Here is a 21,287-nt window from a genome sequence, read left to right on the forward strand (position 1 = left end):
TCAGGGCGGTTTTCATATGGAAAGCGCGATGTTTGATATTGGCCTGAATATAACCAGCTCTCAGTTTGAAAATGACAGAGATGAGATGATCGCTCGCGCCCGTGCGGCAGGCGTCACTAATATGCTCTTTACCGGCACCTCGCTTGAGGAGAGCGAGCGCGCCTGCGCGTTCGCCAGGCGTTACGAGGGCTGCTGGTCGACGGCGGGCGTTCACCCGCACGACGCCAGCACGTGGAATGATGAGAGCGCGGCGCGGCTGCGTGCGCTTGCCGGCGAGGCGCAGGTCGTGGCGATTGGCGAATGCGGGCTGGATTTCAACCGGAATTTTTCAACGCCTGCCGAACAGGAGCACGCCTTTACCGAACAGCTGCGGCTGGCGGCAGAGCTGGCGCTGCCGGTGTTTTTACACTGTCGCGATGCTCATGCGCGCTTTCTTGAATTGCTCGACCCGTGGCTCGATAAACTGCCGGGCGCGGTACTGCACTGCTTTACCGGCACCGAACGGGAGGCGCGTGAAGTCCTTGAGCGCGGACTCTACCTCGGCATTACCGGCTGGGTCTGCGACGAGCGCCGCGGGCTTGAGCTGCGCGCCTTGCTGCCCGTTATCCCTGCCGAACGCCTGCTGCTGGAGACGGACGCGCCTTACCTGCTGCCGCGCGATCTCACACCCAAGCCCGCGTCGCGTCGTAACGAGCCGTGCTGGCTGCCGCATATTCTTAAGCAGGTGGCGCAGTGGCGTGGTGAAGATCCCGTCTGGCTTGAAGCCACCACGGATGCTAACGCCGCCCGTCTGTTTCTGAAAAACACGTCGCCTGCGTAACGCTGCCTGCTGAAACCTGGGGAGTGTGGATTTTTGCACGCATCCGGTTCATTTCGCCCTGAAAGCCCGGTGATATGCTTCCCGCCGGGAAGGTTTCCCGGATTTACACAGCTGAGGGACGATAATGAAAAAGACGATAACGGGCATAGTGGCGCTGATGCTGCTCACCAGCGCGCCGGTGATGGCGATGGATAAAACCGCGACCGGCGCGGTGCTTGGCGCGACGGCGGGCGCCATCGCGGGTAAAGATGTCAAAACTGCCGTGGGCGGCGCGGTTATTGGCGCAGGCACCGGCGCGATGCTGAAAAAAGGCGATAAAGGCAAAGCCGCGCGTAAAGGCGGTGTCGCGGGCGCGGTAGTCGGCGCGGGCGTTGCCGCTGCGACCGGGAAAAGCGTGCTGAAAGGCGCGGCGGTCGGCGCAGGCGCTGGTGGTGTCATCGGCGAAGCGACGCATTAATGAAAATGGCGGCCTCGCGCCGCCGTTTTTACTGCGGCTATCGCGTCAGACTTTACGGAACTCGGTATTCTTCACGCTTTGCAGCACCTGCTTATTCAGCAAATTCAGCAGCAGCATGGAACGTGCCTCGCCATCGGGCTCGGTAAAAATCGCCTGCAACCCTTCAAACGCGCCTTCGGTGATCACTACCGTATCGCCGGTATGCGGCGTATCCGGGTCGGTCACGTTTTCCGGCTGCCAGTCCAGAAGCTGTTCGATGACCGTTTGCGGCACCACGGCCGGGTGCGATCCAAAGCGAACAAAATGACTCACGCCACGGGTGGAGCTTATCGTCGTGGTATGAATATCTTCCGGATCAAACCGAACGAAAAGGTAGTTCGGGAACAGCGGCTCGCTGACGGAAGTGCGTCTGCCTCGTACCATTTTCTCAAGCGTAATCATTGGCGTAAGGCAGTTCACCGACTGTCGTTCAAGGTGCTCTTTGGCGCGCTGAAGCTGCCCGCGTTTACAGTACAGTAAATACCAGGATTGCATAATGACTCTTCTTACATGGCCGGACGCGCCAGCATAACAAAACCACCTCAGGATCGCTAAGGGCATTATACCGCGCAGTGCTATAGCCTGTGGTGATGATTCACGTTAATTTAACAAAATTACGGCATGCCTGCGGCGAACACCGTATAATAAAAAGCTTATTTTAAAGCCACGAATAACTGCATGAAATACCACGACCTACGCGATTTTCTGGCGCTGCTGGAGCAGCAAGGCGAACTCAAGCGCATTACATTGCCTGTCGATCCTTACCTGGAGATGACGGAAATTGCCGACCGCACATTGCGCGCGGGCGGCCCGGCGCTGCTGTTTGAAAACCCGAAAGGCCATACCATGCCGGTGCTCTGCAACCTGTTTGGCACGCCGAAACGCGTGGCGATGGGCATGGGGCAGGAGGATGTCTCCGCGCTGCGTGAAGTCGGCAAGCTGCTGGCGTTTCTGAAAGAGCCGGAGCCGCCGCGCGGATTCCGCGATCTCTTCGATAAACTGCCGCAGTTTAAGCAAGTGCTGAATATGCCGACGAAGCGGCTGCGTAACGCGCCTTGCCAGGAGAAAGTGTGGCAGGGCGATGAAGTCGACCTGAACCGCATTCCCATCATGCAGTGCTGGCCGGGCGACGCTGCGCCGCTCATTACCTGGGGCCTGACGGTCACCCGCGGCCCGCATAAAGAGCGCCAGAATCTGGGCATCTATCGCCAGCAGTTAATCGGCAAAAACAAACTCATTATGCGCTGGCTGTCGCATCGCGGCGGCGCGCTCGATTTCCAGGAGTGGTGCCAGGCGCATCCGGGCGAACGCTTCCCGGTCGCCGTGGCGCTGGGCGCCGATCCCGCAACCATTCTCGGCGCGGTGACGCCGGTGCCGGATACGCTGTCTGAATACGCGTTCGCGGGCCTGCTGCGCGGCACCAAAACCGAAGTGGTGAAGTGTCTTTCTAACGACCTTGAGATCCCGGCCAGCGCCGAAATCGTGCTGGAAGGGTATATTGAGCCTGGCGAAATGGCGCCGGAAGGCCCGTATGGCGACCACACCGGTTACTATAATGAGATAGACAGTTTCCCGGTCTTTACCGTGACGCATGTGACCCAGCGCAAAGATGCGATTTATCACTCGACCTATACGGGCCGCCCGCCTGATGAACCTGCCGTGCTGGGTGTGGCGCTGAATGAAGTGCTGGTGCCTATTCTGCAAAAGCAGTTCCCGGAGATCGTGGATTTTTATCTACCGCCGGAAGGGTGCTCGTACCGGCTTGCCGTCGTGACCATGCGCAAGCAGTACGCGGGCCACGCGAAGCGCGTGATGATGGGCGTCTGGTCGTTCCTGCGCCAGTTCATGTATACCAAGTTCGTGATCGTTTGTGATGATGACATTAACGCGCGCGACTGGAACGATGTGATCTGGGCGATTACTACGCGCATGGATCCGGCGCGCGACACGGTGATGGTGGAAAACACGCCGATCGATTACCTGGATTTCGCCTCGCCGGTGTCGGGGCTTGGCTCCAAAATGGGTCTCGACGCGACCAACAAATGGCCGGGCGAAACGCAGCGCGAATGGGGCACCCCCATCAAGAAAGATCCCAGCGTGACGGCGCGTATCGACGCTATCTGGGATGAGCTCGCGATTTTTCATGACGGAAAAGGCGCCTGACGCGCCGCCGTTGCAGTTGCATTATTGACCCGACAGAGGGAACGCATGACAACCTTAAGCTGTAAAGTGACCTCGGTAGAAGCCATCACGGATACCGTTTATCGCGTTCGTTTAGTGCCGGAAGCGGCCTTTTCGTTTCGCGCAGGTCAGTACCTGATGGTGGTAATGGATGAGCGGGACAAGCGCCCTTTTTCTATGGCCTCCACGCCGGATGAGCAGGGCTTTATCGAACTGCATATCGGCGCGTCGGAACTTAACCTCTATGCGATGGCGGTGATGGACCGCATTCTCAAAGAGCGTGAAATCGTGGTCGATATTCCGCATGGCGACGCCTGGCTGCGCGATGACGAAGAGCGTCCGCTGATCCTGATTGCCGGCGGTACGGGATTTTCCTACGCCCGTTCGATTCTGCTGACGGCGCTGGCGCGCAACCCGCATCGCGATATCACGATTTACTGGGGCGGCCGCGAAGAGAAGCACCTCTACGATCTCTCAGAGCTGGAAGCGCTGTCGGTTGACCATCCGAACCTGAAGATTGTCCCGGTCGTCGAGCAGCCGGATGAGACGTGGCGCGGTCGCAGCGGCACGGTGCTGACGGCAGTGATGCAGGATTTCGGCACGCTTGCCGGACACGATATTTATATCGCCGGTCGTTTCGAGATGGCGAAAATAGCCCGCGACCTGTTCTGCAACGAGCGCGCCGCGCGTGAAGACCGCCTGTTCGGCGACGCCTTCGCCTTTATCTGAGCCGCTTTCTTATAACGCCAGCCCGGTACTACGGGCTGGCGGCAATCTCCCTTCCTGACCAGACATATAATGGTCGATCGTTTTCCAGCAGGCAGAGCAGCGTGATGTTTTTGCGCGCCGGGTGATCCAGCTTTGCGGTGAGCTGGGTTGCGATATGCTGTTGCCCCACGTTTTCATCATACCGTTCCACGACAACGCTCTCCGGCACAATGCGCGACTCATTAAGCACCTGCTGCATAAACGCGTGATCCTGCGACGCGCTGATAAGCGAGGCCAGACAGCGCTGCGCCAGCGTCTCTTCCGACAGCGCTGCCCGTGCGGAAGTGGTGCAAAAAATCGCCGCGGCAAGCGGCACGAAGATAAAGCATCCCTTCATGTTTTTCCCTGAAATATGGGGTCGATAAAAGAGCCTGGCACAAACGTGGGAAATAAAAAACCCGCCCCTGACAGGCGGGAAGAACGGCAACTAAATTTTTCTCTCTTCGCCCCTGATACTATGGCGGCGTTGGCTGGTTTATACCCGCTCAAAGACCGTCGCGATGCCCTGGCCCAGACCGATACACATGGTGGCAAGTCCCAGCTCCGCGTCACGGCGTTCCATCAGGTTAATTAACGTGGTGCTGATACGCGCGCCGGAGCAACCAAGCGGGTGGCCGAGCGCTATCGCGCCGCCGTTGAGGTTGATCTTTTCGTCGATCTGCTCCATCAGACCCAGATCTTTAATGCACGGCAGGATCTGCGCGGCAAAGGCTTCGTTCATCTCAAACAGATCGATATCGCCCGCGGTCAGCCCGGCTTTTTTCAGCGCCAGCTTTGACGCGGGCACCGGGCCGTAACCCATAATCGACGGATCGCAGCCCACCACCGCCATCGAGCGGATACGGGCGCGCGGGGTCAGGCCGAGTTCGCGGGCGCGCGATTCGCTCATCACCAGCATCGCCGCGGCGCCGTCGGAGAGCGCCGACGAGGTGCCCGCGGTAACCGTGCCGCTTGCCGGGTCGAACGCCGGTTTCAGCTGCGACAGCCCTTCGACGGTGGTTTCCGGGCGGATCACTTCGTCAAAGTCGTAGCGCTTAAGCACGCCGTCGGCGTCGTGGCCGCTGGTCGGAATGATTTCCTGTTTAAAATGCCCGGCCTGCGTGGCGGCCCAGGCGCGCTGGTGGGAGCGGGCGGCGAAAGCGTCCTGCATTTCGCGGCTGATGCCGTGCATACGCGAAAGCATTTCCGCCGTCAGGCCCATCATGCCTGCCGCTTTCGCCACGTTACGGCTTAAGCCGGGATGAAAATCGACGCCGTGGTTCATCGGCACATGGCCCATATGCTCCACGCCGCCTACCAGACACACGCTGGCGTCGCCGGTCATGATCATCCGCGCGGCGTCGTGCAGCGCCTGCATTGACGAACCGCACAGGCGGTTGACCGTCACCGCCGGCACGCTGTGCGGAATTTCCGCCAGCAGCGCGGCGTTGCGGGCGATGTTAAAACCCTGCTCCAGCGTCTGCTGCACGCATCCCCAGTAGATGTCGTCGATAGCGCTGCCTTCCAGCTGCGGATTACGCGACAGCAGGCTGCGCATCAGGTGTGCGGAGAGATCTTCTGCCCGCACCTGACGGAACGCGCCGCCTTTGGAACGGCCCATCGGGGTGCGGATAGCATCAACAATTACAACCTTTTCCATTCGTCACTCCTTAAGCCGTTTGCAGTTCGCCCACCGGTTGGGCGGGTTCAACCTGGGGGTAATAAGGCGCGTTGTGGCTCGCTTTGTCGCGAAGCCCCGCCGGCGCTTCATAAAGCGGGCCGAGATGCTGATAGCGCTGCGCCATATCGAGGTATTTCGCGCTGCCCTGCGTATCCAGCCAGCGGAACGCGCCGCCGTGGAACGGTGGGAAGCCGAGACCGTAGACCAGCGCCATATCCGCCTCGGCGGGGCTGGCGATAATGCCTTCTTCCAGGCAGCGCACCACTTCGTTGACCATCGGGATCATCATGCGCGCCACGATCTCTTCATCGCTGAACGCGCGCTTCGGCTGGCTCACTTCCGCCAGCAGGCTGTCTGCCGCGTCATCCTGCACTTTGCGCGGTTTGCCTTTGCTGTCTTCCTGATAGGCATAGAAGCCTTTGCCGTTTTTCTGTCCGAAGCGGCCAGCCTCAAACAGCGCGTCGATCGCATCGCGGTAATCTTTTTGCATGCGTTGCGGGAAACCTGCCGCCATCACAGCCTGCGCGTGGTGCGCGGTATCGATGCCCACAACATCCAGCAGGTACGCCGGGCCCATCGGCCAGCCGAACTGTTTCTCCATGACTTTATCGATCTGGCGGAAGTCGGCGCCGTCGCGCAGCAGCTGACTGAAACCGGCGAAGTAGGGGAACAGCACGCGGTTCACGAAGAAGCCGGGGCAGTCGTTCACCACGATGGGCGTTTTGCCCATTTTGCTGGCCCAGGCCACCACTTTGGCTATCGTGGCGTCGGAGGTTTTTTCGCCGCGGATCACTTCAACCAGCGGCATACGGTGCACCGGGTTAAAGAAGTGCATGCCGCAGAAGTTTTCCGGTCTCTTCAGCACGCTCGCCAGTTCGCTGATAGGAATGGTGGAGGTATTGGAGGCAATCACGGTATCCGGGCGCACCTTTTCTTCGGTTTCCGCCAGCACCGCTTTTTTCACTTTCGGGTTTTCGACCACGGCTTCGACGACCACGTCAACACGCTCAAACCCGGCGTAATCCAGCGTCGGATGGATGGTGGCGATGACGTTTGCGAGTTTCAGCCCGTCGATTTTGCCGCGCTCCAGCTGTTTATTCAGCAGCTTGCTGGCTTCGCTGATGCCGAGCGTCAGTGATTTCTCGTTAATGTCTTTCATGATGACCGGCACGCCTTTCCAGGCTGACTGGTAGGCGATGCCGCCGCCCATGATGCCTGCGCCCAGTACCGCAGCCTGTTTCGGCGTCTCGGTCTCTTTGGTCAGCTTTTTCGCAATGCCTTTGACGTACTGGTCGTTTAAGAAGATGCCGACCAGCGCGAGCGCTTCGCTGGAGCGCGCCAGCGGCACAAAGCTTTTGTTCTCCAGCGCCAGCGCTTCATCACGGCCCAGCCCCGCGGCCGCTTCGATGGTTTTCACCGCCGTCATCGGCGCCGGGTAGTGTTTGCCCGCGGTCTGCATCACCATGCCTTTGGCGATGGTAAAGCTCATGGTGGCTTCAATTTTACTTAAGCGCAGCGGTTCAAGCTTCGGCTGGCGGCGGGCTTGCCAGTCGAGTTCGCCGTCGATGGCCTGACGCAGCATACGCAGCGCGCCCTCGATCAGTTTCTCCGGTTTAACGACCGCGTCGACCAGGCCCACTTTCAGCGCCGCGTCGGCGGTGATGTCTTTACCGGCCGCGATGATTTCCAGCGCGCTGTCGGCGCCTAACAGACGCGGCAGGCGTACCGAACCGCCAAAGCCCGGCATGATGCCAAGTTTCGTTTCCGGCAGGCCGATGCGGGCATCCGGCGTGGCGAGACGGAAATCGGTCGCCAGCACGCACTCGCAGCCGCCGCCTAACGCGTAGCCGTTGATGGCGCAAAGCGTAGGCACCAGCAGATCTTCAAGGCGGTTAAACACGCTGTTGGCAAAGTGCAGCCACTGGCTTAACTGCTCAGCAGGCACCTGGAACAGCGAGAGGAATTCGGTAATGTCGGCGCCGACGATAAACGCGGCTTTTTCCGAGCGCAGCAGCAGGGCTTTGAGATCGTGCTGTTTTTCCAGCACCTCCAGCGCATGGCCAAGGCTTGCCACGGTCGCGGTATCAAGCTTATTCACCGAGCCGGGGGCATCGAACACCAGTTCGGCAATGCCGTCTTCCAGCCAGTTAAGGTACAGGGTGTCGCCTTTGTAGAGCATGTCGGTCTCCTGAATCCAGCAAGGGGATCTGGTCGTACCAGATGAAGCGGAGTGTGGAGTTGATGTTAATGAAATGCAAATTACTGTTTAAATATTTGCAAACACGATCACGGAAGGTGGAAAACGCTCGGGGAATAGACCGGTGTGCTAAGATGCCGGAGTTGAGAGCTCAAACTTTAAAGGTAAAGTATGGATTCGCTGACCACCCTCTATAAAAATCATCTGGATACGCTTCAGGAGCGTACCCGCAACGTGCTTGCCCGCTTTAATCTGGACGCGCTGCTTATCCACTCCGGCGAACTGTTCAACGTCTTTTTAGACGATCACGCCTATCCATTTAAGGTCAACCCGCAGTTCAAAGCCTGGGTGCCGGTCACGCAGGTGCCGAACTGCTGGCTGCTGGTGGACGGCGTCAATAAGCCGAAGCTGTGGTTTTATCTGCCGGTGGATTACTGGCATAACGTCGAGCCGCTGCCGGACGCGTTCTGGACGGATGAGATAGACATTATCGCGCTGCCGAAAGCCGATGATATTGGCGGTCAGCTGCCTGCCGCGCGCGGCAATATCGCGTATATCGGTCCGGTGCCGGAGCGCGCGCTGAAACTGGAGCTCCCGGCGGATAAAATTAACCCGAAAGGCGTTATCGACTATCTGCACTTCTACCGCGCGTATAAAACGGATTACGAGCTGGCCTGTATGCGCGAAGCGCAGAAGACGGCGGTCAACGGTCATCGCGCCGCGCATGAAGCGTTTCTTTCCGGTATGAGCGAGTTCGATATTAACCTCGCGTACCTGACCGCGACCGGCCATCGCGATACCGATGTGCCTTACAGCAATATCGTGGCGCTGAATGAACACGCCGCCGTGCTGCATTACACGCGCCTTGATCACCGCGCGCCGTCTGAGATGCGCAGCTTCCTGCTGGACGCGGGCGCGGAATATAACGGTTATGCGGCCGATTTAACCCGTACCTGGGCGGCTGACAGCGACAGCGATTTTGCGGCCCTGATTAAAGATGTGAATGAAGAACAGCTGGCGCTGATTGGCACCATGAAAGCAGGGATCAGTTACATCGATTACCACATTCAGTTCCATCAGCGCATCGCGAAGCTGCTGCGCCGTCATCAGATTGTCACGGATATCAGCGAAGAAGCGATGGTGGAAGCTGACATTACCGGGCCGTTTATGCCGCACGGTATCGGGCATCCGCTGGGCTTGCAGGTGCATGACGTCGCGGGCTTTATGCAGGACGATACCGGCACGCATCTGGCTGCACCGGCGAAATATCCGTATCTGCGCTGCACGCGCGTATTGCAGCCGCGTATGGTGCTGACGATTGAGCCGGGGATTTACTTTATTGAGTCGCTGCTGGCGCCGTGGCGCGAAGGCCCGTTCAGTAAGCACTTTAACTGGCAGAAAATCGAGGCGCTGAAGCCGTTCGGCGGTATCCGCATTGAGGATAACGTGGTGATTCACGAGCACGGCGTGGAAAACATGACCCGGGATCTGAAGCTCGCCTGATGGAGAGCTGGCTTGTTCCGGCGTCGCCGGTGATCTTTACGGAAGAGATCAAAAAGAGCCGCTTTATTACGTTGCTCGGCCATACCGAGGGCGTGGAAGCGGCCAAAGCGTTCGTTGCGCAGGCGCGCGCCGATTACCCGGATGCCCGGCATTATTGTCAGGCGTGGGTGGCGGGCGCGCCCGATGATTCACAGCAACTCGGGTTCTCGGACGACGGCGAACCGGCAGGCACGGCCGGCAAACCGATGCTGGCGCAGCTGATGGGCAGCGGCGTCGGTGAGATTACTGCCGTGGTGGTGCGCTACTTCGGCGGCGTTAAGCTTGGCACCGGCGGGCTGGTGAAAGCCTACGGCGGCGGCGTGCAACAGGCGTTAACGCTGCTTGAAACCACGCTCAAAGTGCCGCTGACGGAATATACTTTGCTGTGCGATTACGCACAGCTCGCAGGCGTCGAAACGCTGCTCGGCCAGTTTAACGGCCGGGTGGTGGAGAGCGCATTTCAGGCGAATGTGGCGTTGCGGGTGGCGCTTCCGCATACGCAGGTGGCGGCTTTTTCGGCAAAGCTTGCCGACTTTAGCCGTGGCGCATTGCATTTGTTGTCGGTTGAATAATAATCCTCTCCTTCATTTTGATTCCAAAGGAAACGGCAGATGCATTTTCGCGCCATTACCCGAATCGTTGGTCTACTGGTTATCCTGTTTTCCGGGACGATGATCATTCCCGGCCTGGTGGCCCTGCTATACCGCGACGGCGCGGGACGCGCTTTCACTCAAACCTTTTTTGTCGCGCTGGCTATCGGCGCGGCGCTCTGGTGGCCGAACCGTCACCAGAAGCGCGAGCTGAAATCGCGCGAAGGGTTTCTTATTGTCGTGCTCTTCTGGACGGTGCTGGGCAGCGTCGGCGCCCTGCCGTTTATCTTCTCCGAGCGGCCTAACCTCACGATTACTGACGCCTTTTTCGAATCCTTTTCGGGGCTGACGACCACGGGCGCGACCACGCTGGTGGGGCTTGATTCTCTGCCGCATGCCATTCTTTTCTATCGCCAGATGCTGCAATGGTTCGGCGGGATGGGGATCATTGTGCTGGCGGTGGCGATTCTGCCCATTCTCGGCGTCGGTGGGATGCAGCTGTACCGCGCTGAAATGCCGGGGCCGCTCAAAGACAATAAAATGCGCCCGCGTATCGCCGAAACGGCGAAAACGCTGTGGCTGATTTATGTTTTGCTGACGGTGGCGTGCGCGCTGGCGCTGTGGTTTGCCGGAATGCCGGCGTTTGACGCTATCGGACATAGCTTTGCCACTATCGCCATCGGCGGGTTCTCCACTCACGATGCCAGCGTCGGGTATTTCGCCAGCCCGACCATTAACACTATTATTGCTATCTTTCTGCTGATCTCCGGCTGTAACTACGGCCTGCACTTTTCGCTGCTCAGCGGGCGTAGCCTGAAAGTCTATTCCCGCGATCCGGAGTTTCGTATGTTTATCGGCGTGCAACTGACACTGGTCTTTATCTGTACGCTGGTGCTCTGGTTCCATGACACGTACGACTCGGCGATAACGACGCTTAACCAGGCGTTTTTCCAGGTGGTGTCGATGGCGACGACGGCGGGCTTTACGACGGACAGTATCGCGAAGTGGCCGCTTTTCCTGCCGGTGCTGTTGCTCTGCTCGGCATTTATTGGCGGCTGCGCCGGTTCAACCGGCGGCGGTCTTAAAGTTATTCGCATTTTGCTGCTCTTTAAACAGGGCAACCGCGAGCTGAAAAGGCTGGTGCACCCGAACGCGGTCTACAGTATTAAGCTTGGCAACCGCGCGTTGCCGGAACGTATCCTCGAAGCGGTGTGGGGATTCTTCTCGGCGTATGCGCTGGTGTTCCTGGTCAGCATGCTGGCGATTATCGCGACCGGCGTGGACGACTTCTCGGCATTCGCCTCTGTGGTGGCGACGCTTAATAACCTTGGGCCTGGCCTTGGCGTTGTGGCGGATAACTTCGCCAGTATGAACCCCATCGCTAAGTGGATACTCATTGCCAATATGCTTTTCGGGCGTCTGGAAGTGTTTACGCTTCTGGTGCTGTTCACCCCGACGTTCTGGCGCGAATAAGGAGATAAACGTGAAAACCTTAATTCTGTTTTCCACCCGTGATGGACAAACGCGCGAAATCGCTTTTTATATCGCGTCTCAGCTACAGGAAATGGGCGAAGCGGTGGATGTGGTCAACCTGCATCGCGCCGAAGAGCCAGACTGGACGCAATATAAGAAGGTGGTGATAGGCGCATCGATTCGCTACGGTCATTTTCACCCGACGCTGGACGCGTTTGTGAAACAACATCAGCAGGCGCTTAATGCAATGCCGGGCGCGTTCTTCTCGGTTAACCTCGTGGCGCGTAAACCCGAGAAGCGAACGCCGCAGACCAATAGCTATACCCGTAAGTTTCTGTTGAGCTCGCCGTGGCAGCCTGATCATTGCGCGGTCTTCGCGGGCGCGCTGCGTTATCCGCGTTATCGCTGGTTTGACCGCTTTATGATTCGCCTGATTATGAAAATGACGGGCGGGGAGACGGATACTTCAAAAGAAGTTGTCTATACGGACTGGCCTCAGGTGGCCCTTTTTGCGCAGGAAATCGCCCGTCTGAACCGCGATTAGTATCATTTTCCGGCGTATTGCCTGGAAAGTGAACGGTCAGAAAGTTTTTTGAAATTAGGGGTTGTCAGGCGCAAAGAACTCCCTATAATGCGCCTCCACTGACACGGCACAACGGCGAACGAGCCGGCCCGTCAGGCAGACGAAAGCGAAAATAAACGCTTGACTCTGAAAGAGGAAAGCGTAATATACGCCACCTCGCGACAGCAGGCTGAACGCCGCGTCGCACCGCTCTTTAACAATTTATCAGACAATCTGTGTGGGCACTCGGGGCACTGATATCTTAACGTCTACGGACGATAAACGAATATCAAGTCTCAAGTGAACAACAGTTAATTCATTACGAACTAACAGTTTAATTCTTTGAGCATCAGACTTTTAATTGAAGAGTTTGATCATGGCTCAGATTGAACGCTGGCGGCAGGCCTAACACATGCAAGTCGAACGGTAACAGAGAGCAGCTTGCTGCTCTGCTGACGAGTGGCGGACGGGTGAGTAATGTCTGGGAAACTGCCTGATGGAGGGGGATAACTACTGGAAACGGTAGCTAATACCGCATAACGTCTTCGGACCAAAGTGGGGGACCTTCGGGCCTCATGCCATCAGATGTGCCCAGATGGGATTAGCTAGTAGGTGGGGTAACGGCTCACCTAGGCGACGATCCCTAGCTGGTCTGAGAGGATGACCAGCCACACTGGAACTGAGACACGGTCCAGACTCCTACGGGAGGCAGCAGTGGGGAATATTGCACAATGGGCGCAAGCCTGATGCAGCCATGCCGCGTGTATGAAGAAGGCCTTCGGGTTGTAAAGTACTTTCAGCGAGGAGGAAGGGATTGTGGTTAATAACCACAGTCATTGACGTTACTCGCAGAAGAAGCACCGGCTAACTCCGTGCCAGCAGCCGCGGTAATACGGAGGGTGCAAGCGTTAATCGGAATTACTGGGCGTAAAGCGCACGCAGGCGGTCTGTTAAGTCAGATGTGAAATCCCCGGGCTCAACCTGGGAACTGCATTTGAAACTGGCAGGCTTGAGTCTCGTAGAGGGGGGTAGAATTCCAGGTGTAGCGGTGAAATGCGTAGAGATCTGGAGGAATACCGGTGGCGAAGGCGGCCCCCTGGACGAAGACTGACGCTCAGGTGCGAAAGCGTGGGGAGCAAACAGGATTAGATACCCTGGTAGTCCACGCCGTAAACGATGTCGACTTGGAGGTTGTGCCCTTGAGGCGTGGCTTCCGGAGCTAACGCGTTAAGTCGACCGCCTGGGGAGTACGGCCGCAAGGTTAAAACTCAAATGAATTGACGGGGGCCCGCACAAGCGGTGGAGCATGTGGTTTAATTCGATGCAACGCGAAGAACCTTACCTGGTCTTGACATCCAGAGAATCCTGCAGAGATGCGGGAGTGCCTTCGGGAACTCTGAGACAGGTGCTGCATGGCTGTCGTCAGCTCGTGTTGTGAAATGTTGGGTTAAGTCCCGCAACGAGCGCAACCCTTATCCTTTGTTGCCAGCACGTGATGGTGGGAACTCAAAGGAGACTGCCGGTGATAAACCGGAGGAAGGTGGGGATGACGTCAAGTCATCATGGCCCTTACGACCAGGGCTACACACGTGCTACAATGGCGCATACAAAGAGAAGCGAACTCGCGAGAGCAAGCGGACCTCATAAAGTGCGTCGTAGTCCGGATTGGAGTCTGCAACTCGACTCCATGAAGTCGGAATCGCTAGTAATCGTGGATCAGAATGCCACGGTGAATACGTTCCCGGGCCTTGTACACACCGCCCGTCACACCATGGGAGTGGGTTGCAAAAGAAGTAGGTAGCTTAACCTTCGGGAGGGCGCTTACCACTTTGTGATTCATGACTGGGGTGAAGTCGTAACAAGGTAACCGTAGGGGAACCTGCGGTTGGATCACCTCCTTACCTGAAAGATACAACCTCGTAGTGCTCACACAGATTGTCTGATAGAAAGTAAAGAAGCAAAACCTCTACAGGCTTGTAGCTCAGGTGGTTAGAGCGCACCCCTGATAAGGGTGAGGTCGGTGGTTCAAGTCCACTCAGGCCTACCAACTCCGCAGGAGTTGAAGAGGTTTAACTACGATGGGGCTATAGCTCAGCTGGGAGAGCGCCTGCTTTGCACGCAGGAGGTCTGCGGTTCGATCCCGCATAGCTCCACCATCACTTCAGAGTGTACTCGATGAGTATACTGCGAAGTATTTGCTCTTTAACAATCCGGAACAAGCTGAAAATTGAAACAGACATGCTGTTGCATTTCTCCGTAATAAGGAATGCGCGGTGTGTCAGAGTCTCTCAAACTCGCAGCACGAAGACTTCTTCGGGTTGTGAGGTTAAGCGAACAAGCGTACACGGTGGATGCCCTGGCAGTCAGAGGCGATGAAGGACGTGCTAATCTGCGAAAAGCGCCGGTAAGGTGATATGAACCGTTATAACCGGCGATGTCCGAATGGGGAAACCCGGTGCACTTCGGTGCATCATCGTTTGATGAATACATAGTCAAACGAGGCGAACCGGGGGAACTGAAACATCTAAGTACCCCGAGGAAAAGAAATCAACCGAGATTCCCCCAGTAGCGGCGAGCGAACGGGGAACAGCCCAGAGCCTGAATCAGCGTGTGTGTCAGTGGAACGGTCTGGAAAGGCCGGCGATACAGGGTGACAGCCCCGTACACGAAGGCACACAGGTTGTGAGCTCGATGAGTAGGGCGGGACACGTGATATCCTGTCTGAAGATGGGGGGACCATCCTCCAAGGCTAAATACTCCTGACTGACCGATAGTGAACCAGTACCGTGAGGGAAAGGCGAAAAGAACCCCGGCGAGGGGAGTGAAACAGAACCTGAAACCGTGTACGTACAAGCAGTGGGAGCCTTCGTAAGAGGGTGACTGCGTACCTTTTGTATAATGGGTCAGCGACTTATATTCTGTAGCAAGGTTAACCGTATAGGGGAGCCGAAGGGAAACCGAGTCTTAACCGGGCGTTAAGTTGCAGGGTATAGACCCGAAACCCGGTGATCTAGCCATGGGCAGGTTGAAGGTTGGGTAACACTAACTGGAGGACCGAACCGACTAATGTTGAAAAATTAGCGGATGACCTGTGGCTGGGGGTGAAAGGCCAATCAAACCGGGAGATAGCTGGTTCTCCCCGAAAGCTATTTAGGTAGCGCCTCGTGAACTCATCTCCGGGGGTAGAGCACTGTTTCGGCTAGGGGGCCATCCCGGCTTACCAACCCGATGCAAACTGCGAATACCGGAGAATGTTATCACGGGAGACACACGGCGGGTGCTAACGTCCGTCGTGAAGAGGGAAACAACCCAGACCGCCAGCTAAGGTCCCAAAGTCATGGTTAAGTGGGAAACGATGTGGGAAGGCCCAGACAGCCAGGATGTTGGCTTAGAAGCAGCCATCATTTAAAGAAAGCGTAATAGCTCACTGGTCGAGTCGGCCTGCGCGGAAGATGTAACGGGGCTAAACCATGCACCGAAGCTGCGGCAGCGACACTATGTGTTGTTGGGTAGGGGAGCGTTCTGTAAGCCTGTGAAGGTGTGCTGTGAGGCATGCTGGAGGTATCAGAAGTGCGAATGCTGACATAAGTAACGATAAAGCGGGTGAAAAGCCCGCTCGCCGGAAGACCAAGGGTTCCTGTCCAACGTTAATCGGGGCAGGGTGAGTCGACCCCTAAGGCGAGGCCGAAAGGCGTAGTCGATGGGAAACAGGTTAATATTCCTGTACTTGGTGTTACTGCGAAGGGGGGACGGAGAAGGCTATGTCGGCCGGGCGACGGTTGTCCCGGTTTAAGCGTGTAGGCTGACTTTCCAGGCAAATCCGGAAAGTTAAGGCTGAGGCGTGATGACGAGGCACCACGGTGCTGAAGTGACAAATGCCCTGCTTCCAGGAAAAGCCTCTAAGCATCAGGTAACATCAAATCGTACCCCAAACCGACACAGGTGGTCAGGTAGAGAATACCAAGGCGCTTGAGAGAACTCGGGTGAAGGAACTAGGCAAAATGGTGCCGTAACTTCGGGAGAAGGCACGCTGACATGTAGGTGAAGCCCCTGCGGGTGGAGCTGAAGTCAGTCGAAGATACCAGCTGGCTGCAACTGTTTATTAAAAACACAGCACTGTGCAAACACGAAAGTGGACGTATACGGTGTGACGCCTGCCCGGTGCCGGAAGGTTAATTGATGGGGTTATCGCAAGAGAAGCTCCTGATCGAAGCCCCGGTAAACGGCGGCCGTAACTATAACGGTCCTAAGGTAGCGAAATTCCTTGTCGGGTAAGTTCCGACCTGCACGAATGGCGTAATGATGGCCAGGCTGTCTCCACCCGAGACTCAGTGAAATTGAACTCGCTGTGAAGATGCAGTGTACCCGCGGCAAGACGGAAAGACCCCGTGAACCTTTACTACAGCTTGACACTGAACATTGAGCCTTGATGTGTAGGATAGGTGGGAGGCTTTGAAGCGTGGACGCCAGTCTGCGTGGAGCCAACCTTGAAATACCACCCTTTAATGTTTGATGTTCTAACCTGGCGCCGTGATCCGGCGTGGGGACAGTGTCTGGTGGGTAGTTTGACTGGGGCGGTCTCCTCCCAAAGTGTAACGGAGGAGCACGAAGGTCAGCTAATCCTGGTCGGACATCAGGAGGTTAGTGCAATGGCATAAGCTGGCTTGACTGCGAGAGTGACGGCTCGAGCAGGTGCGAAAGCAGGTCATAGTGATCCGGTGGTTCTGTATGGAAGGGCCATCGCTCAACGGATAAAAGGTACTCCGGGGATAACAGGCTGATACCGCCCAAGAGTTCATATCGACGGCGGTGTTTGGCACCTCGATGTCGGCTCATCACATCCTGGGGCTGAAGTAGGTCCCAAGGGTATGGCTGTTCGCCATTTAAAGTGGTACGCGAGCTGGGTTTAGAACGTCGTGAGACAGTTCGGTCCCTATCTGCCGTGGGCGCTGGAGAATTGAGGGGGGCTGCTCCCAGTACGAGAGGACCGGAGTGGACGCATCACTGGTGTTCGGGTTGTCATGCCAATGGCACTGCCCGGTAGCTAAATGCGGAAGAGATAAGTGCTGAAAGCATCTAAGCACGAAACTTGCCCCGAGATGAGTTCTCCCTGACTCCTTGAGAGTCCTGAAGGAACGTTGAAGACGACGACGTTGATAGGCCGGGTGTGTAAGCGCAGCGATGCGTTGAGCTAACCGGTACTAATGAACCGTGAGGCTTAACCTTACAACGCCAAAGAAGTCTGGCGTGTTGAGAGAGACATTCAGCTTGTGACGGATAAACGTTCATGGCGAAAGCGGTGGACGGACAGAATTTGCCTGGCGGCTGTAGCGCGGTGGTCCCACCTGACCCCATGCCGAACTCAGAAGTGAAACGCCGTAGCGCCGATGGTAGTGTGGGGCCTCCCCATGCGAGAGTAGGGAACTGCCAGGCATCAAATAAAGAACCCCTCAGCGCCGCTGAGGGGTTTTTGCTTTTTATACTCCATTTTTTATATTTGCTGTCCATAGTAAAAGCGTCGCTTTTTCTTCCTTCCTTTTGTGTGCTCTGCCAATGCCAGAGAAGCTATCAACCTGCTAATCGGTTAAACTGTCCGGGTTTCGACATCAGGACTCATGGCATGAATAACTCCCTCAAACCTTACAATACATTCGGTATTGATAAACGCGCGCAGCAGATCGTGACGGCGCCTACTGCTAAAGCGCTGGCTGAAGCCTGGCAGCAGGCACACGCAGCTTCCCAAACGGTTTTGATCCTGGGGGAAGGGAGCAACGTACTATTTCTTGATGATTTCAACGGTACGGTTATTCTGAACCGGATTATGGGCATACAGGTTGAAGAACAGCCTGACGCCTGGTTAATACATGCCGGGGCGGGTGAGAACTGGCATCGTCTGGTCGAATTCACACTGGATCGTAATATTGCCGGTCTTGAGAATCTGGCGCTTATTCCGGGTTGCGCCGGATCCTCCCCAATCCAGAACATTGGCGCTTATGGCGTAGAGTTTAAACAATTCTGTCTGTATGTGGATTGCATCGATCTCCATTCAGGCGAACAGGTTCGTCTTGGTAATAGCGACTGCCGCTTTGGTTATCGCGACAGCATCTTCAAACACGATTATCAGGATCGCTATGCTATTACGGGTATAGGTCTTCGTCTTCCCAAACAGTGGTCGCCGGTACTGACCTATGGGGATTTGACGCGTCTGTCTCCTGATACAGTCACGCCACGTCAGGTATTTGATGCGGTATGCCATATGCGTCGTACGAAGCTGCCCGATCCCAAAGAATATGGCAATGCCGGCAGCTTCTTTAAAAACCCGGTAATCACCGCGGAAGAAGCCAGTGCGCTGTTTATACATTACCCTGATGCGCCGCGTTATCCACAAATTGACGGACAGGTAAAACTGGCGGCAGGCTGGCTTATCGATCGTTGCGATATGAAAGGGCATCGTGTCGGTGGCGCGGCCGTACACCGTCAGCAGGCGCTTGTACTTATCAATGAGCATGATGCGACCAGTGAGGATGTAGTAAAACTTGCACATGAAGTTCGTCAGCGCGTCGGCGAAAAATTTAATGTGTGGCTGGAGCCGGAAGTTCGTTTTATTGGCGCAATGGGCGAAGTGAATGCTGTGGAGACGATTGCTTGAAAGATAATACTATTCCGTTAACGTTGATATCGCTTCTTGCCGACGGCGAATTCCATTCCGGCGAACAGCTTGGCGAACGGCTGGGGATGAGCCGGGCCGCAATTAACAAGCATATCCAGACGCTACGTGACTGGGGCATTGATGTTTTTACGGTTCCGGGAAAAGGGTATAGCCTGCCGGGTCCCATACAGTTACTTAACGAATCTTTCATCCATTCTCATATCAAAACCGGGTCGGTCACGGTACTGCCGGTTATCGACTCCACAAACCAGTATTTACTGGACAGGCTTTCTGAGCTTGAGTCAGGTGACGCCTGTATTGCCGAATATCAGCAGGCTGGCCGCGGGCGCCGTGGGCGTAAATGGTTTTCACCGTTTGGCGCGAACTTATATCTGTCCATGTACTGGCGTCTTGAGCAGGGGCCCGCCGCGGCCATCGGCTTAAGCCTGGTTATCGGTATTGTTATGGCGGAAGTGCTGCACGAACTAGGCGCCGATCAGGTGCGGGTGAAGTGGCCTAACGATCTCTACCTCAATGACAGGAAGCTGGCCGGTATTCTGGTGGAACTCACGGGGAAAACGGGCGATGCGGCGCAGATTGTCATTGGTGCGGGTATTAATCTGGCGATGCGTCAGGTTGAGAGCGACATCGTGAACCAGGGCTGGATAAACCTTCAGGAAGCCGGAATTAAAGTCGACAGAAACGAACTGGCCGTCAGGTTGATTGAAAAGCTGCGTGCGTCTTTGCGGGAATTTGAGCAAGAAGGGCTGGCTCCTTTCTTAACCCGCTGGGAAAAGCTGGATAATTTTATTCACCGCCAGGTTAAACTCATTATTGGTGAGCGGGAAATATACGGGATTTCGCGTGGGATCGATAATCAGGGGGCGCTACTGCTTGAGCAAAATGGCGTCACAAAACCCTGGGTAGGCGGTGAGATCTCATTACGCAGCGCCGAATGAAAAAAGGGAGCAAGGCTCCCTTTTTTTGCCGCTCTATTTTCTTAAGCGCACACAATCAACGGCATGGTTAGCGCTTTTGGTCATGATGAGGCTGGCGCGCTCTCGTGTCGGCAGAATATTCTCTTTCAGGTTCAACCAGTTAATCTCTTTCCACAACTGTGTGGCGATATTAATCGCTTCTTCTTCAGAAAGCCTGGCGTAGTTATGGAAATAAGAATCAGGGTCTGTGAACGCGCCCTCACGGAATTTCAGAAAACGATTGATATACCAGCGTTGCAGTAAGTCTTCTGGCGCATCAACATAAATAGAGAAGTCCACAAAGTCTGAGACGAATACATGATGCGGATCATGAGGATAATCCATGCCGCTTTGCAGGACATTCAGCCCTTCAAGAATGAGAATATCAGGCTGATTGACGATTTTATCCCCATCAGGGATCACATCATAAATGAGGTGTGAATAAACCGGCGCGGTGACATTCGGTACGCCTGATTTGATATCAGAAACAAACTTAACCAGGCGGTGCATATCATACGACTGAGGAAAGCCTTTCTTCTTCATCAGATTGCGCTCTTTAAGAACGGCGTTCGGATGAAGGAAGCCATCGGTAGTAATTAATTCAACGCGACGGTGTTCAGGCCAGCGGCTTAACAACGCCTGCAATACGCGGGCAGTCGTACTTTTTCCCACCGCCACACTTCCCGCGATGCTAATAATATAAGGTATGCGCTGGCCATTGGTGCCGAGAAATTGCTCAAGTACAGCCTGACGACGCAAATTAGAGCTAATATAAAAATTGAGCAAGCGCGAGAGCGGCAGATAGATTTCCGCTACCTCTTCCAGAGAAAGGTCTTCGTTAATGCCCTTAAGCCGCGCTATCTCGCCTTCGGTAAGCGTCATCGGCACTGAATCGCGCAGGGCAGCCCACTGGCTCCGGTTAAACTGGAGATAAGGGGACGTTAAAGTTTGATCTTTATTACTCATAAGCATGCTTCTGCCTGTCATTCAGGACAAAATGAAAACCCTTTGCTCAGCGCTGTGATGCTTTCATCTTAGACCGCTTAATGGCACGCCGGTTAAGCGAGAATTTCACAATGGGCAGGAGGGTAACATCAGATCAAAAGGAATAATAAGAAAAAATCTTCCTCACTTTCCTTTCTCCGAAAAGCATCACGCTTCTTTACTTTGATTGTATAAAGCTTGTCCACTTGTATGACGTTATCTTTCCCGTTGAGTAAAGCAAAAGAATGAGAAAGGCCTCTGGAAACCATAAATCGAGAATGGTTCCTGGCGCAGGTAAGGCATCCATACATTCTTGTGCCGGGTAAATGTTGGTCGCTAGCGTGATTTCTTGCTTTCAGCATCTCTCAGTTTCATTGCGCAGGTGTGG

Annotated in this window: 15 protein-coding genes, 2 tRNA genes and 3 rRNA genes; 15 read left to right on the forward strand and 5 right to left on the reverse strand. The window is 55.8% G+C overall.

What is annotated here, in order from left to right; translation table 11 throughout:
- Positions 1-16: 16 nt before the first annotated feature.
- Together tatD and AFK65_RS01445 are read left to right on the forward strand one after the other, a co-directional pair.
- Positions 17-820 carry a 3'-5' ssDNA/RNA exonuclease TatD gene (gene tatD, locus AFK65_RS01440; protein ID WP_172461550.1) on the forward strand — a complete coding sequence of 268 codons (804 nt, stop codon included), beginning with the start codon at positions 17-19 and terminating at the stop codon, positions 818-820.
- 124 nt (positions 821-944) lie between these two features.
- The gene (locus AFK65_RS01445) at positions 945-1,277 is read left to right on the forward strand and encodes a hypothetical protein (protein ID WP_038858282.1); all 333 of its coding nucleotides are present in this window, start codon (positions 945-947) and stop codon (positions 1,275-1,277) included.
- 45 nt (positions 1,278-1,322) lie between these two features.
- Here AFK65_RS01445 and rfaH read toward each other — a convergent pair whose 3' ends face one another.
- Complete coding sequence (gene rfaH, locus AFK65_RS01450) at positions 1,323-1,811, reverse strand: transcription/translation regulatory transformer protein RfaH (protein ID WP_007704582.1); 489 nt, start codon at positions 1,809-1,811, stop codon at positions 1,323-1,325.
- 183 nt (positions 1,812-1,994) lie between these two features.
- On the opposite strand from rfaH, the gene ubiD reads away from it, so the two are divergent.
- Both ubiD and fre read left to right on the forward strand, forming a co-directional pair.
- Positions 1,995-3,479 (forward strand): 4-hydroxy-3-polyprenylbenzoate decarboxylase, encoded by a 1,485-nt coding sequence (gene ubiD, locus AFK65_RS01455; RefSeq protein ID WP_007704584.1) that lies wholly within the window; start codon positions 1,995-1,997, stop codon positions 3,477-3,479.
- A gap of 45 nt (positions 3,480-3,524) precedes the next feature.
- Complete coding sequence (gene fre / locus AFK65_RS01460) at positions 3,525-4,226, forward strand: NAD(P)H-flavin reductase (RefSeq protein ID WP_007704586.1); 702 nt, start codon at positions 3,525-3,527, stop codon at positions 4,224-4,226.
- A 28-nt stretch (positions 4,227-4,254) separates the two neighbouring features.
- Here the strand turns inward: fre and AFK65_RS01465 are convergent, their stop codons facing one another.
- The 3 genes from AFK65_RS01465 to fadB form a co-directional block, all read right to left on the reverse strand.
- Positions 4,255-4,602, reverse strand: coding sequence for a hypothetical protein (locus tag AFK65_RS01465; protein ID WP_007704588.1), 348 nt, complete (start codon positions 4,600-4,602; stop codon positions 4,255-4,257).
- 138 nt (positions 4,603-4,740) lie between these two features.
- Positions 4,741-5,904 carry an acetyl-CoA C-acyltransferase FadA gene (fadA, locus tag AFK65_RS01470; protein ID WP_038858280.1) on the reverse strand — a complete coding sequence of 388 codons (1,164 nt, stop codon included), beginning with the start codon at positions 5,902-5,904 and terminating at the stop codon, positions 4,741-4,743.
- Positions 5,905-5,914: 10 nt separating this feature from the next.
- On the reverse strand, positions 5,915-8,104 hold the full coding sequence (fadB, locus tag AFK65_RS01475; protein WP_038858279.1) for a fatty acid oxidation complex subunit alpha FadB: 2,190 nt from the start codon (positions 8,102-8,104) through the stop codon (positions 5,915-5,917).
- Positions 8,105-8,293: 189 nt separating this feature from the next.
- On the opposite strand from fadB, the gene pepQ reads away from it, so the two are divergent.
- From pepQ to birA, 11 genes are all read left to right on the forward strand, one after another.
- Positions 8,294-9,625: a Xaa-Pro dipeptidase gene (gene pepQ, locus AFK65_RS01480; RefSeq protein ID WP_038858277.1), complete on the forward strand. Its 1,332-nt coding sequence runs from the start codon at positions 8,294-8,296 to the stop codon at positions 9,623-9,625.
- Entirely contained in the window at positions 9,625-10,236 is a 612-nt protein-coding gene (locus AFK65_RS01485; protein WP_038858276.1) for an IMPACT family protein, read from the forward strand. The genes pepQ and AFK65_RS01485 overlap by 1 nt, the downstream gene beginning before the upstream one ends.
- Positions 10,237-10,275: 39 nt before the next feature.
- Positions 10,276-11,727, forward strand: a complete 1,452-nt coding sequence (gene trkH, locus AFK65_RS01490) for a Trk system potassium transporter TrkH (protein WP_007704604.1) — start codon at positions 10,276-10,278, stop codon at positions 11,725-11,727.
- Positions 11,728-11,737: 10 nt separating this feature from the next.
- Positions 11,738-12,271, forward strand: a complete 534-nt coding sequence (gene hemG / locus AFK65_RS01495; RefSeq protein ID WP_007704607.1) for a menaquinone-dependent protoporphyrinogen IX dehydrogenase — start codon at positions 11,738-11,740, stop codon at positions 12,269-12,271.
- A gap of 376 nt (positions 12,272-12,647) precedes the next feature.
- Positions 12,648-14,190, forward strand: a 16S ribosomal RNA gene (locus AFK65_RS01500).
- A gap of 69 nt (positions 14,191-14,259) precedes the next feature.
- Positions 14,260-14,336: transfer RNA gene (locus AFK65_RS01505), tRNA-Ile, on the forward strand.
- 33 nt (positions 14,337-14,369) lie between these two features.
- Positions 14,370-14,445: transfer RNA gene (locus AFK65_RS01510), tRNA-Ala, on the forward strand.
- 168 nt (positions 14,446-14,613) lie between these two features.
- Positions 14,614-17,515, forward strand: a 23S ribosomal RNA gene (locus AFK65_RS01515).
- Positions 17,516-17,606: 91 nt separating this feature from the next.
- Positions 17,607-17,722 (forward strand): 5S ribosomal RNA (gene rrf, locus AFK65_RS01520).
- The 16S, 23S and 5S rRNA genes sit together here with 2 tRNA genes alongside, the layout of an rRNA operon.
- A 187-nt stretch (positions 17,723-17,909) precedes the next feature.
- Positions 17,910-18,938, forward strand: a complete 1,029-nt coding sequence (gene murB / locus AFK65_RS01525) for a UDP-N-acetylmuramate dehydrogenase (protein ID WP_007704622.1) — start codon at positions 17,910-17,912, stop codon at positions 18,936-18,938.
- On the forward strand, positions 18,935-19,897 hold the full coding sequence (gene birA, locus AFK65_RS01530) for a bifunctional biotin--[acetyl-CoA-carboxylase] ligase/biotin operon repressor BirA (RefSeq protein ID WP_007704625.1): 963 nt from the start codon (positions 18,935-18,937) through the stop codon (positions 19,895-19,897). The genes murB and birA overlap by 4 nt, the downstream gene beginning before the upstream one ends.
- Positions 19,898-19,930: 33 nt before the next feature.
- On the opposite strand, the gene coaA is transcribed toward birA, so the two are convergent.
- Positions 19,931-20,881, reverse strand: coding sequence for a type I pantothenate kinase (gene coaA, locus AFK65_RS01535; protein ID WP_201765215.1), 951 nt, complete (start codon positions 20,879-20,881; stop codon positions 19,931-19,933).
- Between the last annotated feature and the right edge of the window lie 406 nt (positions 20,882-21,287).

Origin of the sequence: Cronobacter universalis NCTC 9529 (assembly GCF_001277175.1) — a bacterium.
GTDB lineage: Bacteria > Pseudomonadota > Gammaproteobacteria > Enterobacterales > Enterobacteriaceae > Cronobacter > Cronobacter universalis.

What these genes read in the sequence shown, in the direction of transcription:
- tatD (WP_172461550.1), top strand. Translation starts at nt 17, where the DNA reads ATGGAAAGCGCGATGTTTGATATTGGCCTGAATATAACCAGCTCTCAG.
- AFK65_RS01445 (WP_038858282.1), top strand. Translation starts at nt 945, where the DNA reads ATGAAAAAGACGATAACGGGCATAGTGGCGCTGATGCTGCTCACCAGC.
- rfaH (WP_007704582.1), bottom strand. Translation starts at nt 1,811, where the DNA reads ATGCAATCCTGGTATTTACTGTACTGTAAACGCGGGCAGCTTCAGCGC.
- ubiD (WP_007704584.1), top strand. Translation starts at nt 1,995, where the DNA reads ATGAAATACCACGACCTACGCGATTTTCTGGCGCTGCTGGAGCAGCAA.
- fre (WP_007704586.1), top strand. Translation starts at nt 3,525, where the DNA reads ATGACAACCTTAAGCTGTAAAGTGACCTCGGTAGAAGCCATCACGGAT.
- AFK65_RS01465 (WP_007704588.1), bottom strand. Translation starts at nt 4,602, where the DNA reads ATGAAGGGATGCTTTATCTTCGTGCCGCTTGCCGCGGCGATTTTTTGC.
- fadA (WP_038858280.1), bottom strand. Translation starts at nt 5,904, where the DNA reads ATGGAAAAGGTTGTAATTGTTGATGCTATCCGCACCCCGATGGGCCGT.
- fadB (WP_038858279.1), bottom strand. Translation starts at nt 8,104, where the DNA reads ATGCTCTACAAAGGCGACACCCTGTACCTTAACTGGCTGGAAGACGGC.
- pepQ (WP_038858277.1), top strand. Translation starts at nt 8,294, where the DNA reads ATGGATTCGCTGACCACCCTCTATAAAAATCATCTGGATACGCTTCAG.
- AFK65_RS01485 (WP_038858276.1), top strand. Translation starts at nt 9,625, where the DNA reads ATGGAGAGCTGGCTTGTTCCGGCGTCGCCGGTGATCTTTACGGAAGAG.
- trkH (WP_007704604.1), top strand. Translation starts at nt 10,276, where the DNA reads ATGCATTTTCGCGCCATTACCCGAATCGTTGGTCTACTGGTTATCCTG.
- murB (WP_007704622.1), top strand. Translation starts at nt 17,910, where the DNA reads ATGAATAACTCCCTCAAACCTTACAATACATTCGGTATTGATAAACGC.
- coaA (WP_201765215.1), bottom strand. Translation starts at nt 20,881, where the DNA reads ATGAGTAATAAAGATCAAACTTTAACGTCCCCTTATCTCCAGTTTAAC.